Origin of the sequence: Microcoleus sp. CAWBG27 (assembly GCF_020883145.1) — a bacterium.
Lineage (GTDB): Bacteria > Cyanobacteriota > Cyanobacteriia > Cyanobacteriales > Microcoleaceae > Microcoleus.
The window spans coordinates 24,350-42,560 of the sequence record NZ_JAHREU010000063.1; the positions used below are offsets into that span (position 1 = coordinate 24,350).

Below are 18,211 nucleotides of genomic sequence, written 5' to 3' on the forward strand. Positions count from 1 at the left end.
TTTATAGAAACCAGGTTTTTTTTCGCATAGCTTTACGCATTATATTCGATTATGAAGTCAAACCTAGCGAACTCTACAGCGGATTTTCGGGGAAATTCCCCATTTTGGGTCTTCAGGCTTCGGTATGAATATATTATGACTGAGACTAGCTCCAGAAAAATCGATAAAGACCTGAAAATTTCTGACTTCAGATTGATGCTACTTTTACTACTTTTCATCCAAACATTCTATCCCCGACCATCCTTCTGGAACTCCATACATTTGATGTTTCAGAGAGCGCTGGTAGTAGATTGCTGCCAACTTATCTTGAGGATTTGTTTCGCAAATATTCTTAAAGATTTTTTGCGCTTTAGGAAAATTTTGCTCGACATAAAGCTGTATACCTTGTTGAAATGCAGCAGCAGTTTCCTGTTTTAGCTGAATGCTTTGTTCTGTTTCTGCATCATAAATTTCAAACACCGACACGGCAGATGTTTTCCCTTTTACTGTGACTCGATCGACAAATCGGCACAGATATTGCGATCGATCGCCCAAACGCTCTAAAATTGATTCAGTAACGAGAATTCCAGAGCCGTAAACCTTAGTCAATCCTTCCAAACGAGACGCGAGATTCACCGCATCAGCAATCACGGTACTCTCCATCCGTTCTTCTTCGCCAATCGTACCCAGCATTAAAGTGCCCGCGTGCAAACCAATACCGATCGTAATTGGTGCGTAATCCCTTGTTTGTCGGCGATCGTTGAAAAGAATAACTTGTTTTTGCATTTCCACTGCCGCGCGAACAGCATCATCTGCCGACTCAGGAAATAGTGCCATAATCGCATCGCCAATATATTTATCAATGAAACCTTTGTGATCGCGAATTACCGGACTGACTCGACTTAGGTAGCTGTTGAGAAAATTAAAATTTTCTTGGGGAGTCATAGCTTCGGAGATAGTTGTAAAGGAGCGAATATCAGAAAATAAAACTGTCATTTCTTTCTGGATTTGATCGCCTAGTTGAACATCAACAATACTTTCGTGTCCCAAAAATCGCAGAAAGTCGTGAGGCACAAATCTACCATAAGCTGCATTGATTTTTGTGAGACGGATGTGAGTTTTGATTCTAGCTAGCAATTCATTTTTGAGAAAAGGTTTAGTTAAAAAATCATTGGCTCCTGCATTGAAACCTTGGACTAAGTCAGATACTTGATTTTTGGCGGTTAGCATGACGATTGGCAATTCGCTAGCCGTGAATTTCTCCCTGACTTTATCGCAAACTTCGTAACCAGTCATCCGTGGCATCATGATATCTAGCAATATTAGATCGGGTTTGTAGCCTCTGTCGAGAAGAGCTAAAGCTTCTCTACCGCTGCTAGCTTCGGCGATTGTATAATTTTCAAGAAGTAGATTGTTAGTTAATACCTGAATATTTACAGGTTCGTCATCTACAATCAAAATTTTTACTTTTTTATTATCTAAGGGGAGCTTAGTAGCACTAGAACTGTTATTGTTAAAACTTGGTGGAGCAGCTTCATTAATTATCAACTTGCGCTCTTCTGTTCTCGAAACTAAAGAATGTCGAGCAGTTGCTGGCAACTGCTTGTCATCGAGATATTGATTTTTAGAAATTGGCAAACTAAAGGTAAACTGGGAACCAACACCGAGTTCTGAAGATACTTGAATTTCGCCACCGTGCAGCTCGACTAACTGCTTTGTAACTGCCAAACCTAAACCAGTTCCTCCGTGTTCTCTAGCAGTGGAGCCGTCTGCTTGTTCAAAGGATTCAAAAATTCGTTCTAACTTATCTTCAGCAATGCCAATTCCCGTATCGGATACGGTAATTTGCAGTTTTGACCTCACAATTAAAGATAGAAGCTGGCTCGTTACTGAACTTTCTTTTTTTGCCAACTGCGGCGATTCCAAGCCGATCGCATTCGCCGAAATTTCTACAGTACCATTGTCGGTAAATTTAATCGCATTGCCGATCAAGTTGTAAAGAATTTGTTGCACCCGATTTTCGTCGGCATCCACCAGGGGAATGTCGGGAGTGACTGAATTAATCAACTGCAAGTTTTTTGTGCCAATTAGAGGTTGAGAAAGAGTTACTACGATATCGACAATTTCTCGAATGCCGACGGGCTTGATTTGTAGTTCAATATTTTTGTGTCTCAGCTTGGAGAAATCGAGAATGTCGTTGATGAGATTTGACAGTCTTCTGCCACTAGATGCAATAATTTCTAGATTGGAAATAGTCAGTGCTGGTAATTGTCCTGTAGCACCATCGATCAAAGATTCTGTTAAACCGATAATGCCGTTCAGTGGGGTGCGGAGTTCGTGAGAAGTATTGGCTAAAAATTCGTCTTTGAGTTTGTCAAGTCGCTGCAATTGAGCATTTTGATGCTCTAATTTTGTGAAAGATACTTCCAATTGACCGGCCATGCTGTTGAAGGCATTAGCTAATTTTCCTAGTTCGTTAGATGCGGCAATATTTACCCGAGTTTCCAATATGCCGCTAGTCATTTCAGTAGCTGCGGATGTTAGAGATTTTAAAGGATTTGTGAGCGATCGCGCAAAAGCGACTCCCAAGCCCACGGCGGCGAGGGCGCTGACGGTGGTAACTGCACCCATGACGTAGATGAGCGATCGCACGGGAGCGTAAGCTTCGGCTGTAGGTAGCTCTACAACCACCATCCACTGTACCCTGCGGACGATCGCACCCGTGCCCATGACTTCCTCCCCGCGCCAGCCTCGATAAACCAGCGGAGATTGCATCCCCGAAGCTAAAGCTAATTTCGATAACTCTCCCACAAACGATCGCCCTTTCAAATCTCCGAGTAAATACGGATTAACCTTGTTTCCTGTTTCCGAAATCAGCACCGAGCGGTTGTCGATAACATAGCTGTATCCAGTTTTTCCAACTTGCGATCGGGCTGCAATTTGAATTAAAAAGTTTAGACTTACTCTCGCAAATAATACTCCAGCAATTTTATTTTTACTGTCGCGAATAGGCACGGACAAATTAACAACATTAACCGTTGTCTTCATATCGACATCTACTGAACTCACATAATTTTGAGCCTGTCGAAACGTCTCCCAAAATAGAGGCGAATCTCCCGAAATACCTGCTAAACTCAAGCTAGATGTAGAGTATGATTCGTAAGGCGACATTACTTGTACGACTTGACCGTTATTGTTTAAAATTCCCACCACTTCGTAGGCGCTATTGCTATTGATTAATCCTTCAAGAATGCTGCGCTGAGTTTCAGCATTGAATTCTGTTAAGCCACGCAATTCTGACAAATAATTGAGTTGGCGCTGCAAGTTATCCAGATAAGCGCTAATTTGGGCAGCCGCAGCTTGCGATCGCTCGTACTGAAACTGTTTTGTCTGTTCTATTTGTCCCCGAAAGCTGAGGTAAGCTAACGTACTCCCTGCCATCAATACGCTTGCCACAACAATCGAGACAAAACCATAACGCAGTTGATTGGCAATTGAGGACATTTGATTCTGCTACTTAACAGTTTTAACTCTCTCTCTAGAATACACCTAATTTCATTTTTCGTAGCGTCGCTACAATCGCCACCTTTAATTTATCGTTACCTTTGGCTAACTTGTGGTTTTATAAATCTAATTTTTGTTTCCAGATCCGATCTTCAATCCAAATTCGATCCGGCAGGAGTCCCAACCTAAAGAAAATTTCAGCAATGCGTTGTTGTTCTTCAACTGCCCTGTCTTGAATTGGTAACAAATCGTAGGTACGGCTTTTAGTTAAACTTCTAGCTGTGGTTTTTTTCATTCCGGTTCGAGCGGTGATAAATTCTACTGCTCGCTCGGGATTTTTAGTTATCCAATTAGCCATCTGTCGCGTTTCTCCCATGACTGTTTTAACAATATCGGGAAAGTTGCTAGCAAAAGAGCGACTTGCCAAATAAAAGTTTCTGTCATTGATCAGTTGCTCGCTATCAGTCAGGAAATGAGCAGGCATAGTTTCCTGTAACTTAGCTAAAAACGGCTGCCAAACCGCCCAAGCATCAACTTCACCTCTCAGAAATGCTTCCTGAGCTTTTGGCGGAGACAAATCGACTAATTCGACATCTTTTAACTTCAATCCGCCTTGAGTTAACGCCCGAATTAACAAATAGTGAGCTGATGTTTTCCGAGTGGCTGCTATTTTCTTGCCTTTAAGATCTGCGAGAGTCCTAATAGGAGAATTTTCAGGAACTATGATGCCAATGCTGCCCGGTAAAGCTGAATCATTAGCAATATAAACGAAAGGTATGCCCTCTGATTGGGCAAAAATTGGCGGCGTAACTCCTGCATAACCCAGATCAATTTTTCCTTGTCCTATTGCTTTTAAAATTGGTGGCCCTGTGACAAATTCCGTCCATTCTACAGACCATCCCATTTTTGCTAAACGGGTTTCCAAAGATCCTTTAGCTTTGAGATAAAACAGCGCTCCGAAAGGCTGATGGCCGATTCTTACTATTTTTGTTAAGTTTGAGAATGAGTTCGTTTTTTTTTCTGTAAAGCTATTTATCAGATCGGAGTTGCAACTTGCTACAGTTAAACTCAAGCAAAAAAATAGTATAAATAGCAGCGAATATTTCCAAGCCAAATGCTGTTTAATATTTTGAATCAAAAACGATAATTGAAACCTCGGATTTTTGTGGCTCATAAAATATCGTCGAAGTAGGTTTTGCAGGAGTAATATCTTCGAGATCTTTTTGACAGGACTTATGTTATGTCCGCTGATTTCCAGGTGTTAAAAACGGTCTAATTAAATAGAAAATTTTGGCTGGCCGTCTCTGAAATGAGCGGCAAAATTAAGCTATATTATAGCAGATTTCAGGAAAGTAAACTACCCCACGCCTAGAAGGCGAGGGCTTTTGGTAGCCATTCAGTTATCGTGCAAGCCAACAACTGAGAACCTCTGGGCTGGTTTACACTCAGCCCCACTAAAGCAATCATCTTTGAGCCATTAACATCGGCGCCTCCAATCGGGCCACAGGCTTGATTGCTGCACTTAAATTGCTTCTGGGTTCTGACACCGATATGCTTGCCAACAATGGCAGCTTTGGCTTGTATAGGCTGGGTTGACGGTAACCACCGATACTCCTTCCTTAATTCCTTTATATTCAAGAAATGTTTTTAACTGATAAAAAGCCCAAGAATTAGACCGCCTTCTTTCAGTTTTGTTTCTAGGTTTCGAGTTAGTTCGTTCGCGAATCCCTGTTAAATCTTCGATAGAAACAAAGGATTGAGTTTGTTTTGCCTCTTGAATAATCGCTTTCGAGATGTTGTGGGTGAGCCATGCTTGGTATCTTCACATCAAGTCCCGATAACCGTTTCAAAATCTGTCTAGCTCTACGTCTAGTTGATCTTGTGCCTTGAGATGCTTTCTTTTGAAGAGAAGTTCTAACACGACTATATTTGTCTCTAGTTTTTTGAATCTCCTTTCCTGACCAGGATTTCCCCGTGCTTGTAACAGCTATATCTCGTCTACCCAAATCAACCCCAATTACACTTGCCGATGCAAGAGGGGTTGGCGTTTGGGATTTGAGCTGAAGATGAACGTACCAATCCCCATCACGATGTAAACAGATTTGAGCAGAGGTAGGTTGTTGGCCGTGCAGTTTGTCGCGATGGTAGCTACTCGCTCTAATGGGTGCAGTTAACCTCTTACCAATAGTGCTAATACTAACCGTCCAGTTAGACTCAATGAAACGAAAAGTTCTCGCATCACAATCAAAGCTCGTTGGTTGAATAGATTTAACCTTTTTACCTTTGTGTTTGGCGGTTAAACGATTGGCAGCTATTCTGGCACAAGCTCTAACTACATGATTAGCTGTTAATTGAAACTGTTCTTTTACTTCTTTGTAACAGACGGCTTGAACTGAGTTTCTGTTAGTCAAACCTGGATTGACATTTTGATTTATCCAGTTACAAGCTGACGCAAAAGCACTAGCTGTATCAATCAACATTTGCTGCTGATTAATATCTACTTGAAGCTTGACAACTAGCGTCAGAAATTGTTTCATACCAATCAAAACTCACCTAAGTGCATTATACTGTCAAAGCGGATGTCCTGTCGGACGTTTAATTAATTGGCGCGACGTTCCTTCCCATACTGGAAAGATGGGGGCTTCCCTTCGCGCATTATCGGTGATATTTGCTATGGCTGACTCTATTGCTCGCCGCTTGGAACAATACACGATCGCCCGATCGCACGAAGTGTTAATCGTGAAGGCCGAAATTGACGGCGAATTCGACGAAATTGCTATTTTTAAAGGGTTTTCTAGCTCCCTGGTGCGATCGACCGCGAGCGATCCAGAAGTGCCAGTTTTGCCGGAGACAGCAAAGATTGTCAGTGTCGATCGGCTCTATAGTCCCTACAATCCAAATAACCCCCGCTATATCGAGCAAGGGCTATCTTGGGAAACAATGCAATTTCTATTGTCCGAGGCCGGGGTTTAGCACTCACACTAGGAACACAACAATGTTGATTGGTGTCAACTTAAGTCTAAAACCCTTAAGAAATCTCGTTGATCCCTGAGTCTAGATCCCCCTAAATCCCCCTTAAGAAGGGGGACTTTGAATACTCTTGTCCCCCCCCTTAAGAAGGGGGGTTAGGGGGGATCTAGACTTGGATACCAACCAGAGATACAAAAGCACCGTGTCCCTACCCTGAGGACTAAATCGTGCCGCCGGCCGCTTGAAAACGAGCTCTCGCACGTTTGATTGCTTGCTTAGCTTGAATTTGCTCTTGCAAAGTGCCACTAGCAGAGCTTTCCAAACGAGCTTCTGCTTCGGTGTAAGCAGTACGAGCAGCTTCTTTATCAATCGTTTCGCCTTTTTCAGCGCCGTTGACAAGGATAGTTACTTGGTTTTCTTGGATTTCTGCAAAGCCGCCCATCAGAGCAATAGACACCCATTCCTTACCAGGACGGACGCGCATCACTCCGGTATCCAAAGCAGTCAACATCGGAGCGTGACCGGTCAAGATACCCAATTGGCCTGTCGTGCTTGGCAGAATTACTTCTTCAGCATTAGAATCCCAAACAGTTTTGTCTGGGGCCACTACGCGCACAGTTAATGTCATAAATTGTCCTTAGTCATTAGTCAGCAGTCATTAGTCATTAGTTGTTAGTCATTAGTTGTTAGTTATTAGTTGTTAGTTATTCGTCATTAGTCAGCAGTCATTAGCTATTAACTAATGACTGCTGACTAATGACAACTGTCAACTGTCAACTGTCAACTGTCAACTGACTAAAATTACTTAGCGTCAGCCTTCATTTTTTCAGCTTTGGCGATCGCCTCATTGATATCGCCAACCAAATAGAAAGCTTGTTCAGGTAACTCATCAAGTTCGCCAGCCAAAATCATTTGGAAGCCCTTAATGGTATCTGCCAACTTGACGTACTTACCGGGGGAACCGGTGAACACTTCTGCTACAAAGAACGGTTGAGACAAGAAGCGTTCAATTTTGCGAGCGCGAGAAACAGTCAAGCGGTCATCTTCAGACAGCTCGTCCAAACCCAAAATCGCAATAATATCTTGCAATTCCTTGTAGCGTTGCAGAGTAGACTGCACCTGACGAGCAACACCATAGTGCTCTTCGCCAACAACGCTAACTTGCAACATTGTAGAAGTAGAATCCAGCGGGTCAACAGCCGGATAAATGCCCTTCGCAGCCAAACCGCGAGACAACACAGTTGTAGCGTCTAAGTGAGCAAAAGTTGTAGCTGGAGCGGGGTCAGTCAAGTCATCCGCAGGTACGTACACAGCTTGTACCGAAGTAATCGAACCTTCAGTAGTCGAAGTAATCCGTTCTTGCAAGTCGCCCATGTCTGTACCGAGAGTCGGCTGATATCCCACAGCCGAAGGCATCCGACCCAAGAGAGCGGATACTTCAGAACCAGCTTGTACGAACCGGAAGATGTTGTCAATGAACAGAAGCACGTCTTGCTTGCTGACATCGCGGAAGTATTCCGCCATCGCCAGAGCCGACAGGCCCACGCGCATCCGAGCACCAGGTGGCTCGTTCATTTGACCGTATACCAGGGCAATTTTCGACTTGCTGCGGTCTTCTTCGTTAATAACCCCAGATTCGATCATTTCCTTGTAAAGGTCATTACCTTCACGGGTGCGCTCGCCCACACCGCCAAACACGGACACGCCGCCGTGAGCTTTAGCGATGTTGTTCACGAGTTCCATCATAATTACGGTTTTGCCGACGCCTGCGCCGCCGAACAAACCGATTTTGCCACCGCGACGGTAGGGAGCCAGGAGGTCGATGACCTTGATCCCAGTTTCAAACACCGAAGGTTTGGTTTCCAGTTCGGTGAAAGCCGGCGGGTTGCGGTGAATGGGCATACTCTCGGAAGTATTGACCGGGCCGAGGTTGTCTACGGGTTCGCCGATGACGTTAAAAATACGGCCGAGAGTTGGGATTCCGACCGGAACTTGGATGGATTCTCCTGTATCTACTACTTCCATGCCACGCACCAAGCCGTCGGTGGTACTCATGGAAACTGCACGCACTTGGCTGTCTCCGAGCAGTTGCTGAACTTCGCAGGTAACGGCAACGTCTTGACCTGCTTCGTTTTTGCCGGAAATTGTGAGAGCGTTATAGATTTGGGGCAGTTTGCCACCTGGGAATTTTACGTCTACAACAGGCCCGATGATTTGGGTGATGTAGCCTACGTTCGTTTTTGTTGCAGTGGATACCATGAATAGTGCCTTTGTTAGGATTCTATTTTTCCCGTTGTGGAAAAAGTCTTAACATTTAGAAATGCTATTTCTCAGAGTACCACTGAACAGACTCACTATTTAGATTTGTATGGGGATGCTTAAGAGTCATTTTTTTGGTTGCTGCTGTCGCTTTTTTTTTCCGCGAGCCGCCGCCAAAGCCCCGATCCCCAGCATGGTGCCGAACACTGTCACAGGCTCGGGTGCTAGCTCGGCGGAGACGGTGAAGTCTTGGAAGTCGCGATCGTTTCCATCTCCGGCATCGTCGAAGGAAATTTTTGTACCCTGAACCAGTTGGGCCATTGTGAGGGATGAATATTGTTCTGGGCCTTTACCGCCGTTGATACTTGTAAATGAGTCGGGGGAGCGGGGGTTGAGTTCAAAGTCGCCAAAGACGGCTTGCTGGCATCCGGCCGCCACACAGTCATCTCTGCGAAACTGGGTGTTGGCGGCAAACCATTCGGGGCTGTTCATGAAGGTGCTGCTGGAGGCGTACTGCTCGAATTGTTTGCCACTACCGCTGTCGCTCCACAGCAGCAGGGCATAAACTTGATCCTGCAAAAAGGTGAAGGTTTGAGTTGGGGAGCCGTTGTTCGAGCTGACTGAGTTGCCGAAGGTTCCTTTCCATTCATAGGCGCTTCCGTTATCTGAGGGTTTGAACTCGTAAAACAGTCGGGTGATGTTGCTGTAGCCATTGACTCCTGTCTGAGCTTGGGCTACCCACAAGCTAGACTGGTAAGCGCCGTGAGATTGGTCGAATGTAAAGTTGATATTGGTATCTCGATCGAACTGGATGCCGCTGGTGCCAAACATGAAAGCTCGGGCGGGCGTACAGATGCTGAGCAAGATTGTGGTTGCCAAGCTGGCGACTGTAAAAGATGTTTTTTTGACTAGCGTTAAGGTAGCCATAACCCTGATTCCTCCAGTATTGTTAGTTAGTAAGGTGCTAAATCCTAGCTTGTATCTTGCCATGACGGGAATAGACGATCGCGACCCTCGGATATTAAGGGCGATCGTCAAACCGACCAAACAGGCTCTACACCAGTGACTCTAGAGACTGATATCACTTAGGTGTGTTTTTGAGTCAATGAGTGCTTGTTCTAAGAGTTTTCACTGATACTCTAGTGGCAGAATATTTTCATCAGAAAAATGGGTTTGAAACCCCGTCCTTTTAGGACGGCTTTACATTTGTTGTTACTACCGCCGGGCGAGTCGCAAGAGTTCGGTGTGATGAAAGTGTTGCACTTTCAACGGGACAATTACCGTTTCAAATTTTGCGACCCTGTACGCATAGTGTTTGCTACCGAAAAGTTACGGTAAGCCCTATTTCTAGGTGTATATTTCCCGCTAGCCACTGACTGCCAAAGTGGTTAAAAACGCTGCGGTGGCATTCTTAACGTTTTGGGGGATACCACAAGGAGTGATAGTTCAGTTTGTCTTAAAGACGTAGGCTAGACACTGGTTTAGTCCTGAATTTGTGAAGGTGCGTAGTCCGATTTCAAGCCCCATGCCTTGATAGCTGGGGTTGGTGACCTGTCACAGCCAGATTTTTACTCAGTATAGATTTACAAGCTACTACATCTATTGGTATCGCTAAGTGTCTCAAATTGACTGGAAGACTTGCAAATATTAGCTTTCATCAAAATTTATATATTTTTTTTGTCAATTTTTGTGAAATTTTGGTAAAGCTCGTCCCAAAATTATAAAGTTTCTCAGAAAATTTTGGCTGTTGGGTGAGTTGCTTGGCTAAAGCGAGCTGGGATGTGGCGGCGGCCGGGAGTAGCGATGGGAGGGAGTTGTTTGGCACTTGACAGTTGACAGTTGACAGTTGACAGTTGACAGTTGACAGTTGACAAGCTGTGGAGCATTTAAAATGCGTATTGTAGGGTGCGTCAGTTTCAAGGTATTTTCCATGTATAGTCAGTGTTGTAGCTGACGCACCCGGAGCTGGATAGTTAGGGGTTTAAATCCTCCACAGCTTAGTTAATATTTGATAATTAATATTTGATAGTTGACAGCACTTGACAAAGCAAAGAAGAGGATTGGAGTAATGAATAGTCTGCTTTTAATTTATCCTTAAAAGGGTTCCAGCTTTAAAACAATTATTTATGGTGATTAAATAGATAGATTTCCTGCGGATTTACTATATTTTTCTGAGGGGAAATAGTATCAATCCTATTGACAGGAGGAACCTTCATGAGTCAGAATAGGGAAAGATAAATACGATCGCACTTTTAGCACAAATCTTTAACCACAATGGCAGCCAACAAACTACATTTGCTCGCATGGTTATTCATAGTTGGCTGCCTCAATGCAGCGGCCGGCTCGGCTTCCGCGCAACCCATCACCCCCGCACCAGACGGCACGAACACAGTCGTGACACCCAACGGCAATCGCTACGACATTTCCGGGGGGTCATTGGGCGGTGACAAGGCTAACCTGTTTCACAGTTTTACTCAGTTTGGTCTCAGTTCCGGTCAAACGGCAAACTTTTTAAGCAATCCCAACATTCAAAATATCTTAGGAAGAATTAACGGAGGAAATCCTTCTGTAATCAACGGCTTAATTCAAGTGACAGGTGGCAATTCCAACCTGTTTTTGATGAATCCGTCGGGGATAATTTTCGGACAAAATGCCAGCCTCAACGTACCGGGTTCTTTTAACGCCACGGCGGCCACAGGTATCGGTTTTGGGAACAATCAGTGGTTTAGCGCGATCGCCAATAACAACTGGGCAACTTTAATCGGGAATCCGAACAGTCTCGCATTTACCAGTCCGCAAGCAGGAAGCATTGTAAATGCAGGAAATTTGACCGTGGCGCCCGGTCAAAGTTTAAGTTTGACGGGGGGTACAGTTGTCAATACAGGTCAGTTAACGGCGCCCGGAGGTAACATTCTGATTGCGGCTGTACCCGGTCAAAATTTGGTGCGGATTTCTCAAGCGGGAAATTTATTGAGTTTGGATGTTCAACCAACAGCAACTGGGGGTTCGCTGCCGAATAATTGGACGCAGCCGGTGTTATCTTTGCCGGAGTTACTGACGGGTAAAGGGCAGGAACAAGCAACGAATTTGACGGTAAATGCGAATGGGGATGTTGTGCTGGCGGGGAATGTGGCTGTGCCTGTAACTGCGGGAACTGCGATCGCCAGCGGCAGTATCAACGTCTCTGGCAATACTGGCGGTAATGTTAACATATTGGGTTCTCAAGTAGGCGCGATCGCGGCTAACATCGATGCTTCGGGTATTAACGGCGGCGGGAATGTACTGATTGGCGGAGATTTTCAGGGTTTGGGGACTGTGCCGAATGCTGTGCGGACGTTTGTGAGTGCAGATTCGACAATTAATGTGGATGCGATTAGCAACGGTAATGGCGGGCGAGTGATTGTTTGGGCTGATGAAACTACTCGTTTTAATGGGAATATTACTGCCCGAGGTGGCTTGTTTTCTGGGAATGGCGGGTTTGTGGAGGTATCGGGAAAACAATCGCTGGATTTCGCTGGGTTGGTGGATTTGCGATCGACTGTGGGCAGTGCCGGAACCTTATTGTTAGATCCTACTAATATTACTATTAGCACAGGTGCGGATGCAGGCGGTGCATTCGGGGGAGGAGTGTTTGCTCCCGGTATCGCTGCGCCTACGGCTACAATTAATAACGGGACGCTGCAAACGCAATTGGGTTTAGGTAATGTCACTATTTCTACTACATCTCTTGGTGCGAGTGCAGGGGATATTACAGTTAGCGCTCCGATTGCTTGGGCCAATAAAAATTCCCTGACTCTGAATGCCAGTAATAGCATATTTGTTAACAACAATATCACAACTCAGGGAGGCAATATCACCGTCAATGCAGATGCCGATAATTTCACCGGTGGTAGTCTCACCATTACCAATGCGACGATTAATACAAATGGTGGCAATTTTACCGGTATTGGCCGCGGGAATACTGTCAATGGAAATGGGATTAATATTAATGGTGGTACAATTAATGCTGGTGGTGGAAATATTGATCTCACTGGTAGTAGTGCAGTAAATTCGTCAGGCAACGTCGGCATTCAAGTATCTGGCGGAACCGTTACACCTGCTACAACAGCTACTTTAGCAACTACTGGAACGGGAAAGATTACCCTTAGCGGCACTAGCGGTGGTAGCCTCAATAGTTCCGGGATAGTTTTGCGCGGGCCTACGATAAGTTCATTCAATGGTGAGATTACACTGACTGGTAACGGCAGCGGATCTGGATACGGAATTCAGATGTTGGGTAATGCCGTGGTGGAATCAACGGGAACGGGAAAAGTCGGCCTGACGGGTACGGGTGGCAATGGGATTAATGGCAGCAATAGAGGGATATCTATTGAGACAAATAGCAGCGTTAAATCGCTCAATGGAGATATCAGTCTTATTGGAAAAGGTGGCAGCAGTGGCAGCAGTAATTACGGTATTGCGATCGACAACGCGGCCTTAGTGCAATCAACTGGAAGCGGCAGTATTTCTTTCAGCGGTACCGGCGGTGCGGGCACAAACAACAATCTCGGGATATTGATTAACGCCAGCAAAGTGCTATCAAACAATGGAAACATCAGTTTCGCAGGGACAGGTGGTGGCACTGGAAGCGGTAACCAGGGTATTCGCATGGAAAACCTGCCGTCGTCAGAGGTACCACTTCTAAATGGATCGTTAGTTGAATCAACTGGAAGCGGAAGTATTTCTTTCAACGGTACGGCTGGTGCGGGCACAGACAATAACAGCGGGATATCTGTTGCTAATTCTAACGTGCGATCGGCGAGTGGAAATATCGCCATGACTGGCACAGGTGCGGGGACTGGTATCAATAAAACAAATTATGGCATTATTGTTGAGGGTAATTCAGCAGTAGAATCGACGAAGGCAAGTATCGATCTGAATGGTAAGGCAGCAATCGGTTCGGCGGCAATTTATCTGAATAATGGAGCGCTCAAATCGACGGTGGGAAATGTTGCTCTGACTGGTAATGGGCCAAGCGGTACTAATGAAATTAACCTGAATAATAGCAACATTAACCTGACGGCGGGAACCGGTAATGATGTTACTTTGACCAGTGATGCAATTACGGTTTCACCCACGTCTCAAGTCAGTGGGAAAGGTACGATTCTGTTGCAACCCCTGACTCCAAGTTTAGGTATTACTGTTGGCACTGCTGGTAATTCTACTGATTTGAATCTCAGCACTACTGAACTCGCAGCTTTCAAGGGATTTTCCCAAATGATTGTCGGGCGGGCGGACGGCAGTGGGACGATCGCAATTGCTGACCCCAGTGCTGTTACTTTTGATTTTCCGGTCACCTTTCGATCTCCCCAAACTAGCGGCACAATTGCAGTCAATGGCAACATTAAAGGGATAAATAATGCTTCAATTAGTTTTGATGCTCCCACTACTAACTTAAATGCAAATGTTGTCACCAACGAACAGAATATTACGTTTGGTGGTAAAGTGTCTCTCGTTCAGGGTTCTAATGTCACTCTCGATACTGGGTTAACGAAGGCAGGCGATATTAATTTTGGGGGAACTGTTGACGGTGATGGGAAGTTAACTTTGACTTCGGGAACAGGTATTATCAATCTCAGCGAAGCAATAGGGGGGACTGTGCCTTTGGCTTCCCTGACAATAGTTAATTCTCTGAATGTTACCAATTCTAAATCAAACCCGATCGCGATTACCACTACTGGCGATATTACTACAGGCAATATTACGAATCCCGGACGGGCGATCGCGCTTACGAGCAACAATGGTAATATTACGAGGAGTTCCACAGGGGCGATCGATACCAGTTCTACTACCGGAATTGGCGGCCCGATTGCACTGAGTGCCAACAATATTAGTCCTGGTAATCTTAACTCTAGTTCTACCGCTGGCTATGGTGGAAAAATCACCCTCACGGGCAAAACAGGCAACATTTTAGCAGATCCCGGAGTAGTTTGGAACTCTAGTTCTACGAACGGTGCGGGTGGCGATATCGCGATCGCCACACCCAATCTAGTTCGGATCAATATCATTGATGCTAGGGGATTGCCCGGTACGGGAAATATTAGCATTAGCGGTAATGACATGAGCTTTTCGGGAGGCCCAGATTCCGTACAGGGTAAGGGTACTTTGTCAATTGCGCCGTCTTCGCCCAATGTCGGAATTCGCTTCCAGGATGCACTTGCTGACGATCCGAAGGCGATCGATTTAGGAAAACAATTTTTATCGTCCTTGGCTAATGGATTTAGTGGAATTGCGATCGGAACTAATTCTACAACAGGCAATATCACGGTAGACAATTTGCCTGCTGTTTTCAAAGATCCTGTGACTTTTAATACTCAAGGCACAATTGTTGTAAATAAAGGTCAAGCAATTTCGGGAACTGATGATGCTTCAGTTACTCTCAACGCTACTACTAATAACCTGAATGGAAATATTACCACCGCAGCTCAAGATATCACAATTAAGGGTAATGTCTCAGTCGGAGATAGCGTCTTAATCAGCAATGGAAATTCAGCAAGTGGCAAGATTCTGTTGAATGATAATATTGATGGCAGTGGCAATCTCACTTTAGAAACAGGTACGGTAAATATTGCGGTGAAAGGTGCTATAGGTAATACCGCACCCTTAGGAAATATTATTGTCAACAGTGGTGGTACGGCTACATTTAATGCTGTCACTGCTACCAGTTTCACTACCAATGCTGGCGGCAAAACTGAATTAAATGGCAATGTGACTACCACCGGCGCTCAAACCTATGGAGATGCTGTCACAATTGCCAACAATCCAATTCTCGCAGGCACCGGCGTTACTTTCAAGGATACTGTGAACGGTAGCAGCAATTTGACTGTGAATGGGGGTAGCGGTAATATTACATTTAGCGGTGCAGTTGGGACTCTAAGTGCGATCGGCAATCTGACTGCTAACTCTACAGGTATAACCACATTTAATACTGTCAGTTCTGCTAGCATCACTACCAATGCGGTTGGTGCAACTATACTCAAGGGGAATGTCATTACAACTGGCGCTCAAACCTATGGAGATGCTGTCACAGTTGCCAACAATCCGATTCTGTCAGGTAGCGCTGTGACTTTCAATAATAGTGTTGACGGTAGTAGCGATTTGACTGTGAATTCGGGTAGTGGCAATATTACATTCAGCGGTGCAGTTGGGGCTGCAAGTGCGATCGGCAATCTGAAAGCTAACTCTCAAGGAATAACTGCATTTAATCAAACAGTCAAGGCGGCGAGTTTGACTACAGATGCGGGTGGTATAACTCAAGTGAAGGGAAATGTCACTACAACCGGCACTCAAACCTATAACGATGCAGTTACGATTGCCAACAATCCGATTCTGTCTGGCAGCGAATTAACTTTTAACAATACTGTTGACGGTGGTGGCGATTTGACGGTGAAGGCGGCTAGCGGTAATGTTACCTTCACAAGTGCGATCGGCAAAACAACTCCTCTGACAAGTTTAACTGCCAACAGCAAAACATCTTTAGGTGGCAGCGTCACGACAACTGGCGCTCAAACTTATGCAGATGCAGTGACAATTGCCAACAATCAGATTCTCGCAGGCAGCGACGTTACTTTCAACAAGACTGTTGAGGTAGCTGGCAATCTCGGTATTGCTGCTGACAATGTTAATCTCAAAGGAATTGTCACAACCAACAATGACGGCACGCTCACAATTACCAATAAGGTTAATCTCAATATTGAGAAAAACCTGAATTTAGACGGTGCATTCAGTCAAAAAGGGCCGGGAAGTGTTGCGCTTAGCGACAATGTCACCACAACTAATGATAACATCAGTTTTCAAGGCCCGGTGACACTAAAAGCTCCTGTAAGTTTGACACCGGGAGATGCAACTATTGCTTTCGGTTCGACTTTAGCAGCAGGAAGTAACTCGCTGAATTTAACAGCAAGTGAAATAAATTTTTCCGATAAGGTTTCTGGTACGGCATCGCTAGCGTTGCAACCGACAAAGGCAGGACAAAATATTGTGGTTGGTGGCACCGACAACACTACTCCCGCTTTAGATTTGACGGCATCGGAAATTAATTTGATTCAAAAGGGATTTAGCTCGATCGCGATCGGGAAATTGAATGGCACCGGCAATATTACTATTCCTAACGATCTCACTTTTACCGCCCCAGTCACGATTCAAGCGGGCAGTGGTACGATCGCACTTAACGCCAATATTACCGGAAATGACAACAGCAGTATTGCTCTTAACAGCAATAATGTCAAACTCGGCAGTGATGTCGCTCTCAGCAGTGCCGTCGGTAATGTTAGTATCGCAGGTGCGATCGATGGATCTCGGCGCTTGAACATCAATGCTACTAAAGGCAATGTGCTGCTGCAAGGAAATATCGGCAACACAACGCCACTGACAGGTTTGAATGTTACTGCCTTAAATACTAAGTTGGGTGGCAATGTTACCACGAATAACGGCAATATCAATGTTAACGGTACTCTCGGGTTGACGAAAGATGCTGTATTGAAGACGGCTGGGGGGAATATTGGCTTTGGAGGTGCGATCGACAGTATAGATGGCGCCCGGAATCTAAATCTCGCAGCAGGTAGCGGCAGCATCACTTTCAATGGATCGGTGGGCGCAACCACAGCCCTAGGAAATCTGACAGCCAATGCTGCGGATGTGACAGCAAACTCGAAGATTAACGCGCAAAGCTTGCAAGTAAATAGCACCGGAAATATCAATTTGTTGGGAAATGTCACTGCTTCAAACGGGGCAAATGGAGGGACAATCGAGCTGTTGAGCCCTACCGGAAAAGTGAATGCTAGAGATTTGAATACAGCGGGAAATACTGGCGGGAACATTACCGTTAAAGCTTTAAATTCAATTACGGCGGGAAAAATTACCTCCTTCGGTACACCCGGAAATGGTGGTAATGTGTTCTTAGATCCGATCGGCGATCTGCAAGTAGAGTCAATTAATGCCCAAGGCGGTACAGGTGGCACTGGTGGCGATGTCTTTATTTCGACGGGGAATTTTTTCCGCGCTACAGGTGGTTTTTCCACCTCACTTTCGCCAACAGGATTTGCTAGTATTTCTACTGCCGGTGGCGCCGGTGGTGGCAAAATTACAATTGTGCACGCTGGTGGAGATCAAGGGCCGCCGATTCAACCGTTTGTCGTGGGAGATACTACTATTAACGGTACGGCGGGTGCAATTACAACTGGACAATCTAGAATTACATCGCAGTCGTTTCCGCGTTCTAGTATTGTGGGTAATATTGTGTTGTTGACTGACGACGGCAAAGATCCAGCGCCAACAAATCGGCAGCCAATCCCGCCGACAAATGAGCCGAACCCGGGTATCATTCCGCCGACAAATGAGCCGAACCCGGGTATCATTCCGCCGACAAATGAGCCGAACCCGGGTATCATTCCGCCGACAAATGAGCCGAACCCGGGTATCATTCCGCCGACAAATGGGCCGAACACTGGTAGTGTTCGGC

12 protein-coding genes are annotated in these 18,211 nt (G+C 45.3%); 3 read left to right on the forward strand and 9 right to left on the reverse strand.

Annotated features, from left to right (window positions below; all coding sequences use genetic code 11):
• Positions 1 to 207: 207 nt before the first annotated feature.
• From QZ938_RS26260 to QZ938_RS26280, 5 genes are all read right to left on the reverse strand, one after another.
• Positions 208 to 3,483, reverse strand: coding sequence for a response regulator (locus QZ938_RS26260; RefSeq protein ID WP_293354402.1), 3,276 nt, complete (start codon positions 3,481 to 3,483; stop codon positions 208 to 210).
• Positions 3,484 to 3,601: 118 nt separating this feature from the next.
• Positions 3,602 to 4,657 (reverse strand): sulfonate ABC transporter substrate-binding protein, encoded by a 1,056-nt coding sequence (locus QZ938_RS26265; RefSeq protein ID WP_293151320.1) that lies wholly within the window; start codon positions 4,655 to 4,657, stop codon positions 3,602 to 3,604.
• Positions 4,658 to 4,851: 194 nt separating this feature from the next.
• Positions 4,852 to 5,121 carry a hypothetical protein gene (locus QZ938_RS26270; protein ID WP_293354404.1) on the reverse strand — a complete coding sequence of 90 codons (270 nt, stop codon included), beginning with the start codon at positions 5,119 to 5,121 and terminating at the stop codon, positions 4,852 to 4,854.
• Positions 5,006 to 5,278, reverse strand: a complete 273-nt coding sequence (locus QZ938_RS33155) for an IS200/IS605 family accessory protein TnpB-related protein (protein WP_363318898.1) — start codon at positions 5,276 to 5,278, stop codon at positions 5,006 to 5,008. Before QZ938_RS33155 ends, QZ938_RS26270 begins: the two co-directional genes overlap by 116 nt.
• Positions 5,193 to 6,020, reverse strand: coding sequence for a transposase (locus QZ938_RS26280; protein ID WP_293151317.1), 828 nt, complete (start codon positions 6,018 to 6,020; stop codon positions 5,193 to 5,195). The genes QZ938_RS33155 and QZ938_RS26280 overlap by 86 nt, the downstream gene beginning before the upstream one ends.
• 136 nt (positions 6,021 to 6,156) lie before the next feature.
• Between QZ938_RS26280 and QZ938_RS26285 the strand changes: the two genes are divergently transcribed.
• On the forward strand, positions 6,157 to 6,456 hold the full coding sequence (locus tag QZ938_RS26285; protein ID WP_293151314.1) for a hypothetical protein: 300 nt from the start codon (positions 6,157 to 6,159) through the stop codon (positions 6,454 to 6,456).
• 217 nt (positions 6,457 to 6,673) lie between these two features.
• Here QZ938_RS26285 and atpC read toward each other — a convergent pair whose 3' ends face one another.
• The 3 genes from atpC to QZ938_RS26300 form a co-directional block, all read right to left on the reverse strand.
• On the reverse strand, positions 6,674 to 7,081 hold the full coding sequence (gene atpC / locus QZ938_RS26290) for an ATP synthase F1 subunit epsilon (RefSeq protein WP_293151311.1): 408 nt from the start codon (positions 7,079 to 7,081) through the stop codon (positions 6,674 to 6,676).
• Positions 7,082 to 7,254: 173 nt separating this feature from the next.
• Positions 7,255 to 8,712 carry a F0F1 ATP synthase subunit beta gene (gene atpD / locus QZ938_RS26295; protein WP_293151306.1) on the reverse strand — a complete coding sequence of 486 codons (1,458 nt, stop codon included), beginning with the start codon at positions 8,710 to 8,712 and terminating at the stop codon, positions 7,255 to 7,257.
• Between the two features lie 126 nt (positions 8,713 to 8,838).
• Positions 8,839 to 9,543 (reverse strand): PEP-CTERM sorting domain-containing protein, encoded by a 705-nt coding sequence (locus tag QZ938_RS26300; RefSeq protein ID WP_293354406.1) that lies wholly within the window; start codon positions 9,541 to 9,543, stop codon positions 8,839 to 8,841.
• On the opposite strand from QZ938_RS26300, the gene QZ938_RS26305 reads away from it, so the two are divergent.
• The gene (locus QZ938_RS26305) at positions 9,542 to 9,778 is read left to right on the forward strand and encodes a hypothetical protein (protein WP_293151300.1); all 237 of its coding nucleotides are present in this window, start codon (positions 9,542 to 9,544) and stop codon (positions 9,776 to 9,778) included. The genes QZ938_RS26300 and QZ938_RS26305 overlap by 2 nt on opposite strands.
• A 664-nt stretch (positions 9,779 to 10,442) precedes the next feature.
• Here QZ938_RS26305 and QZ938_RS26310 read toward each other — a convergent pair.
• Positions 10,443 to 10,598, reverse strand: coding sequence for a hypothetical protein (locus tag QZ938_RS26310; RefSeq protein WP_293151297.1), 156 nt, complete (start codon positions 10,596 to 10,598; stop codon positions 10,443 to 10,445).
• Positions 10,599 to 10,986: 388 nt separating this feature from the next.
• Between QZ938_RS26310 and QZ938_RS26315 the strand changes: the two genes are divergently transcribed.
• A partial coding sequence (locus tag QZ938_RS26315; protein WP_293365656.1) for a filamentous hemagglutinin N-terminal domain-containing protein occupies positions 10,987 to 18,211 on the forward strand: 7,225 nt, incomplete at its 3' end.

What these genes read in the sequence shown, in the direction of transcription:
- QZ938_RS26280 (WP_293151317.1), bottom strand. Translation starts at nt 6,020, where the DNA reads ATGAAACAATTTCTGACGCTAGTTGTCAAGCTTCAAGTAGATATTAAT.
- QZ938_RS26310 (WP_293151297.1), bottom strand. Translation starts at nt 10,598, where the DNA reads ATGCTCCACAGCTTGTCAACTGTCAACTGTCAACTGTCAACTGTCAAC.
- atpD (WP_293151306.1), bottom strand. Translation starts at nt 8,712, where the DNA reads ATGGTATCCACTGCAACAAAAACGAACGTAGGCTACATCACCCAAATC.
- atpC (WP_293151311.1), bottom strand. Translation starts at nt 7,081, where the DNA reads ATGACATTAACTGTGCGCGTAGTGGCCCCAGACAAAACTGTTTGGGAT.
- QZ938_RS26300 (WP_293354406.1), bottom strand. Translation starts at nt 9,543, where the DNA reads ATGTTTGGCACCAGCGGCATCCAGTTCGATCGAGATACCAATATCAAC.
- QZ938_RS26260 (WP_293354402.1), bottom strand. Translation starts at nt 3,483, where the DNA reads ATGTCCTCAATTGCCAATCAACTGCGTTATGGTTTTGTCTCGATTGTT.
- QZ938_RS26265 (WP_293151320.1), bottom strand. Translation starts at nt 4,657, where the DNA reads ATGAGCCACAAAAATCCGAGGTTTCAATTATCGTTTTTGATTCAAAAT.
- QZ938_RS26305 (WP_293151300.1), top strand. Translation starts at nt 9,542, where the DNA reads ATGAAAGCTCGGGCGGGCGTACAGATGCTGAGCAAGATTGTGGTTGCC.
- QZ938_RS26285 (WP_293151314.1), top strand. Translation starts at nt 6,157, where the DNA reads ATGGCTGACTCTATTGCTCGCCGCTTGGAACAATACACGATCGCCCGA.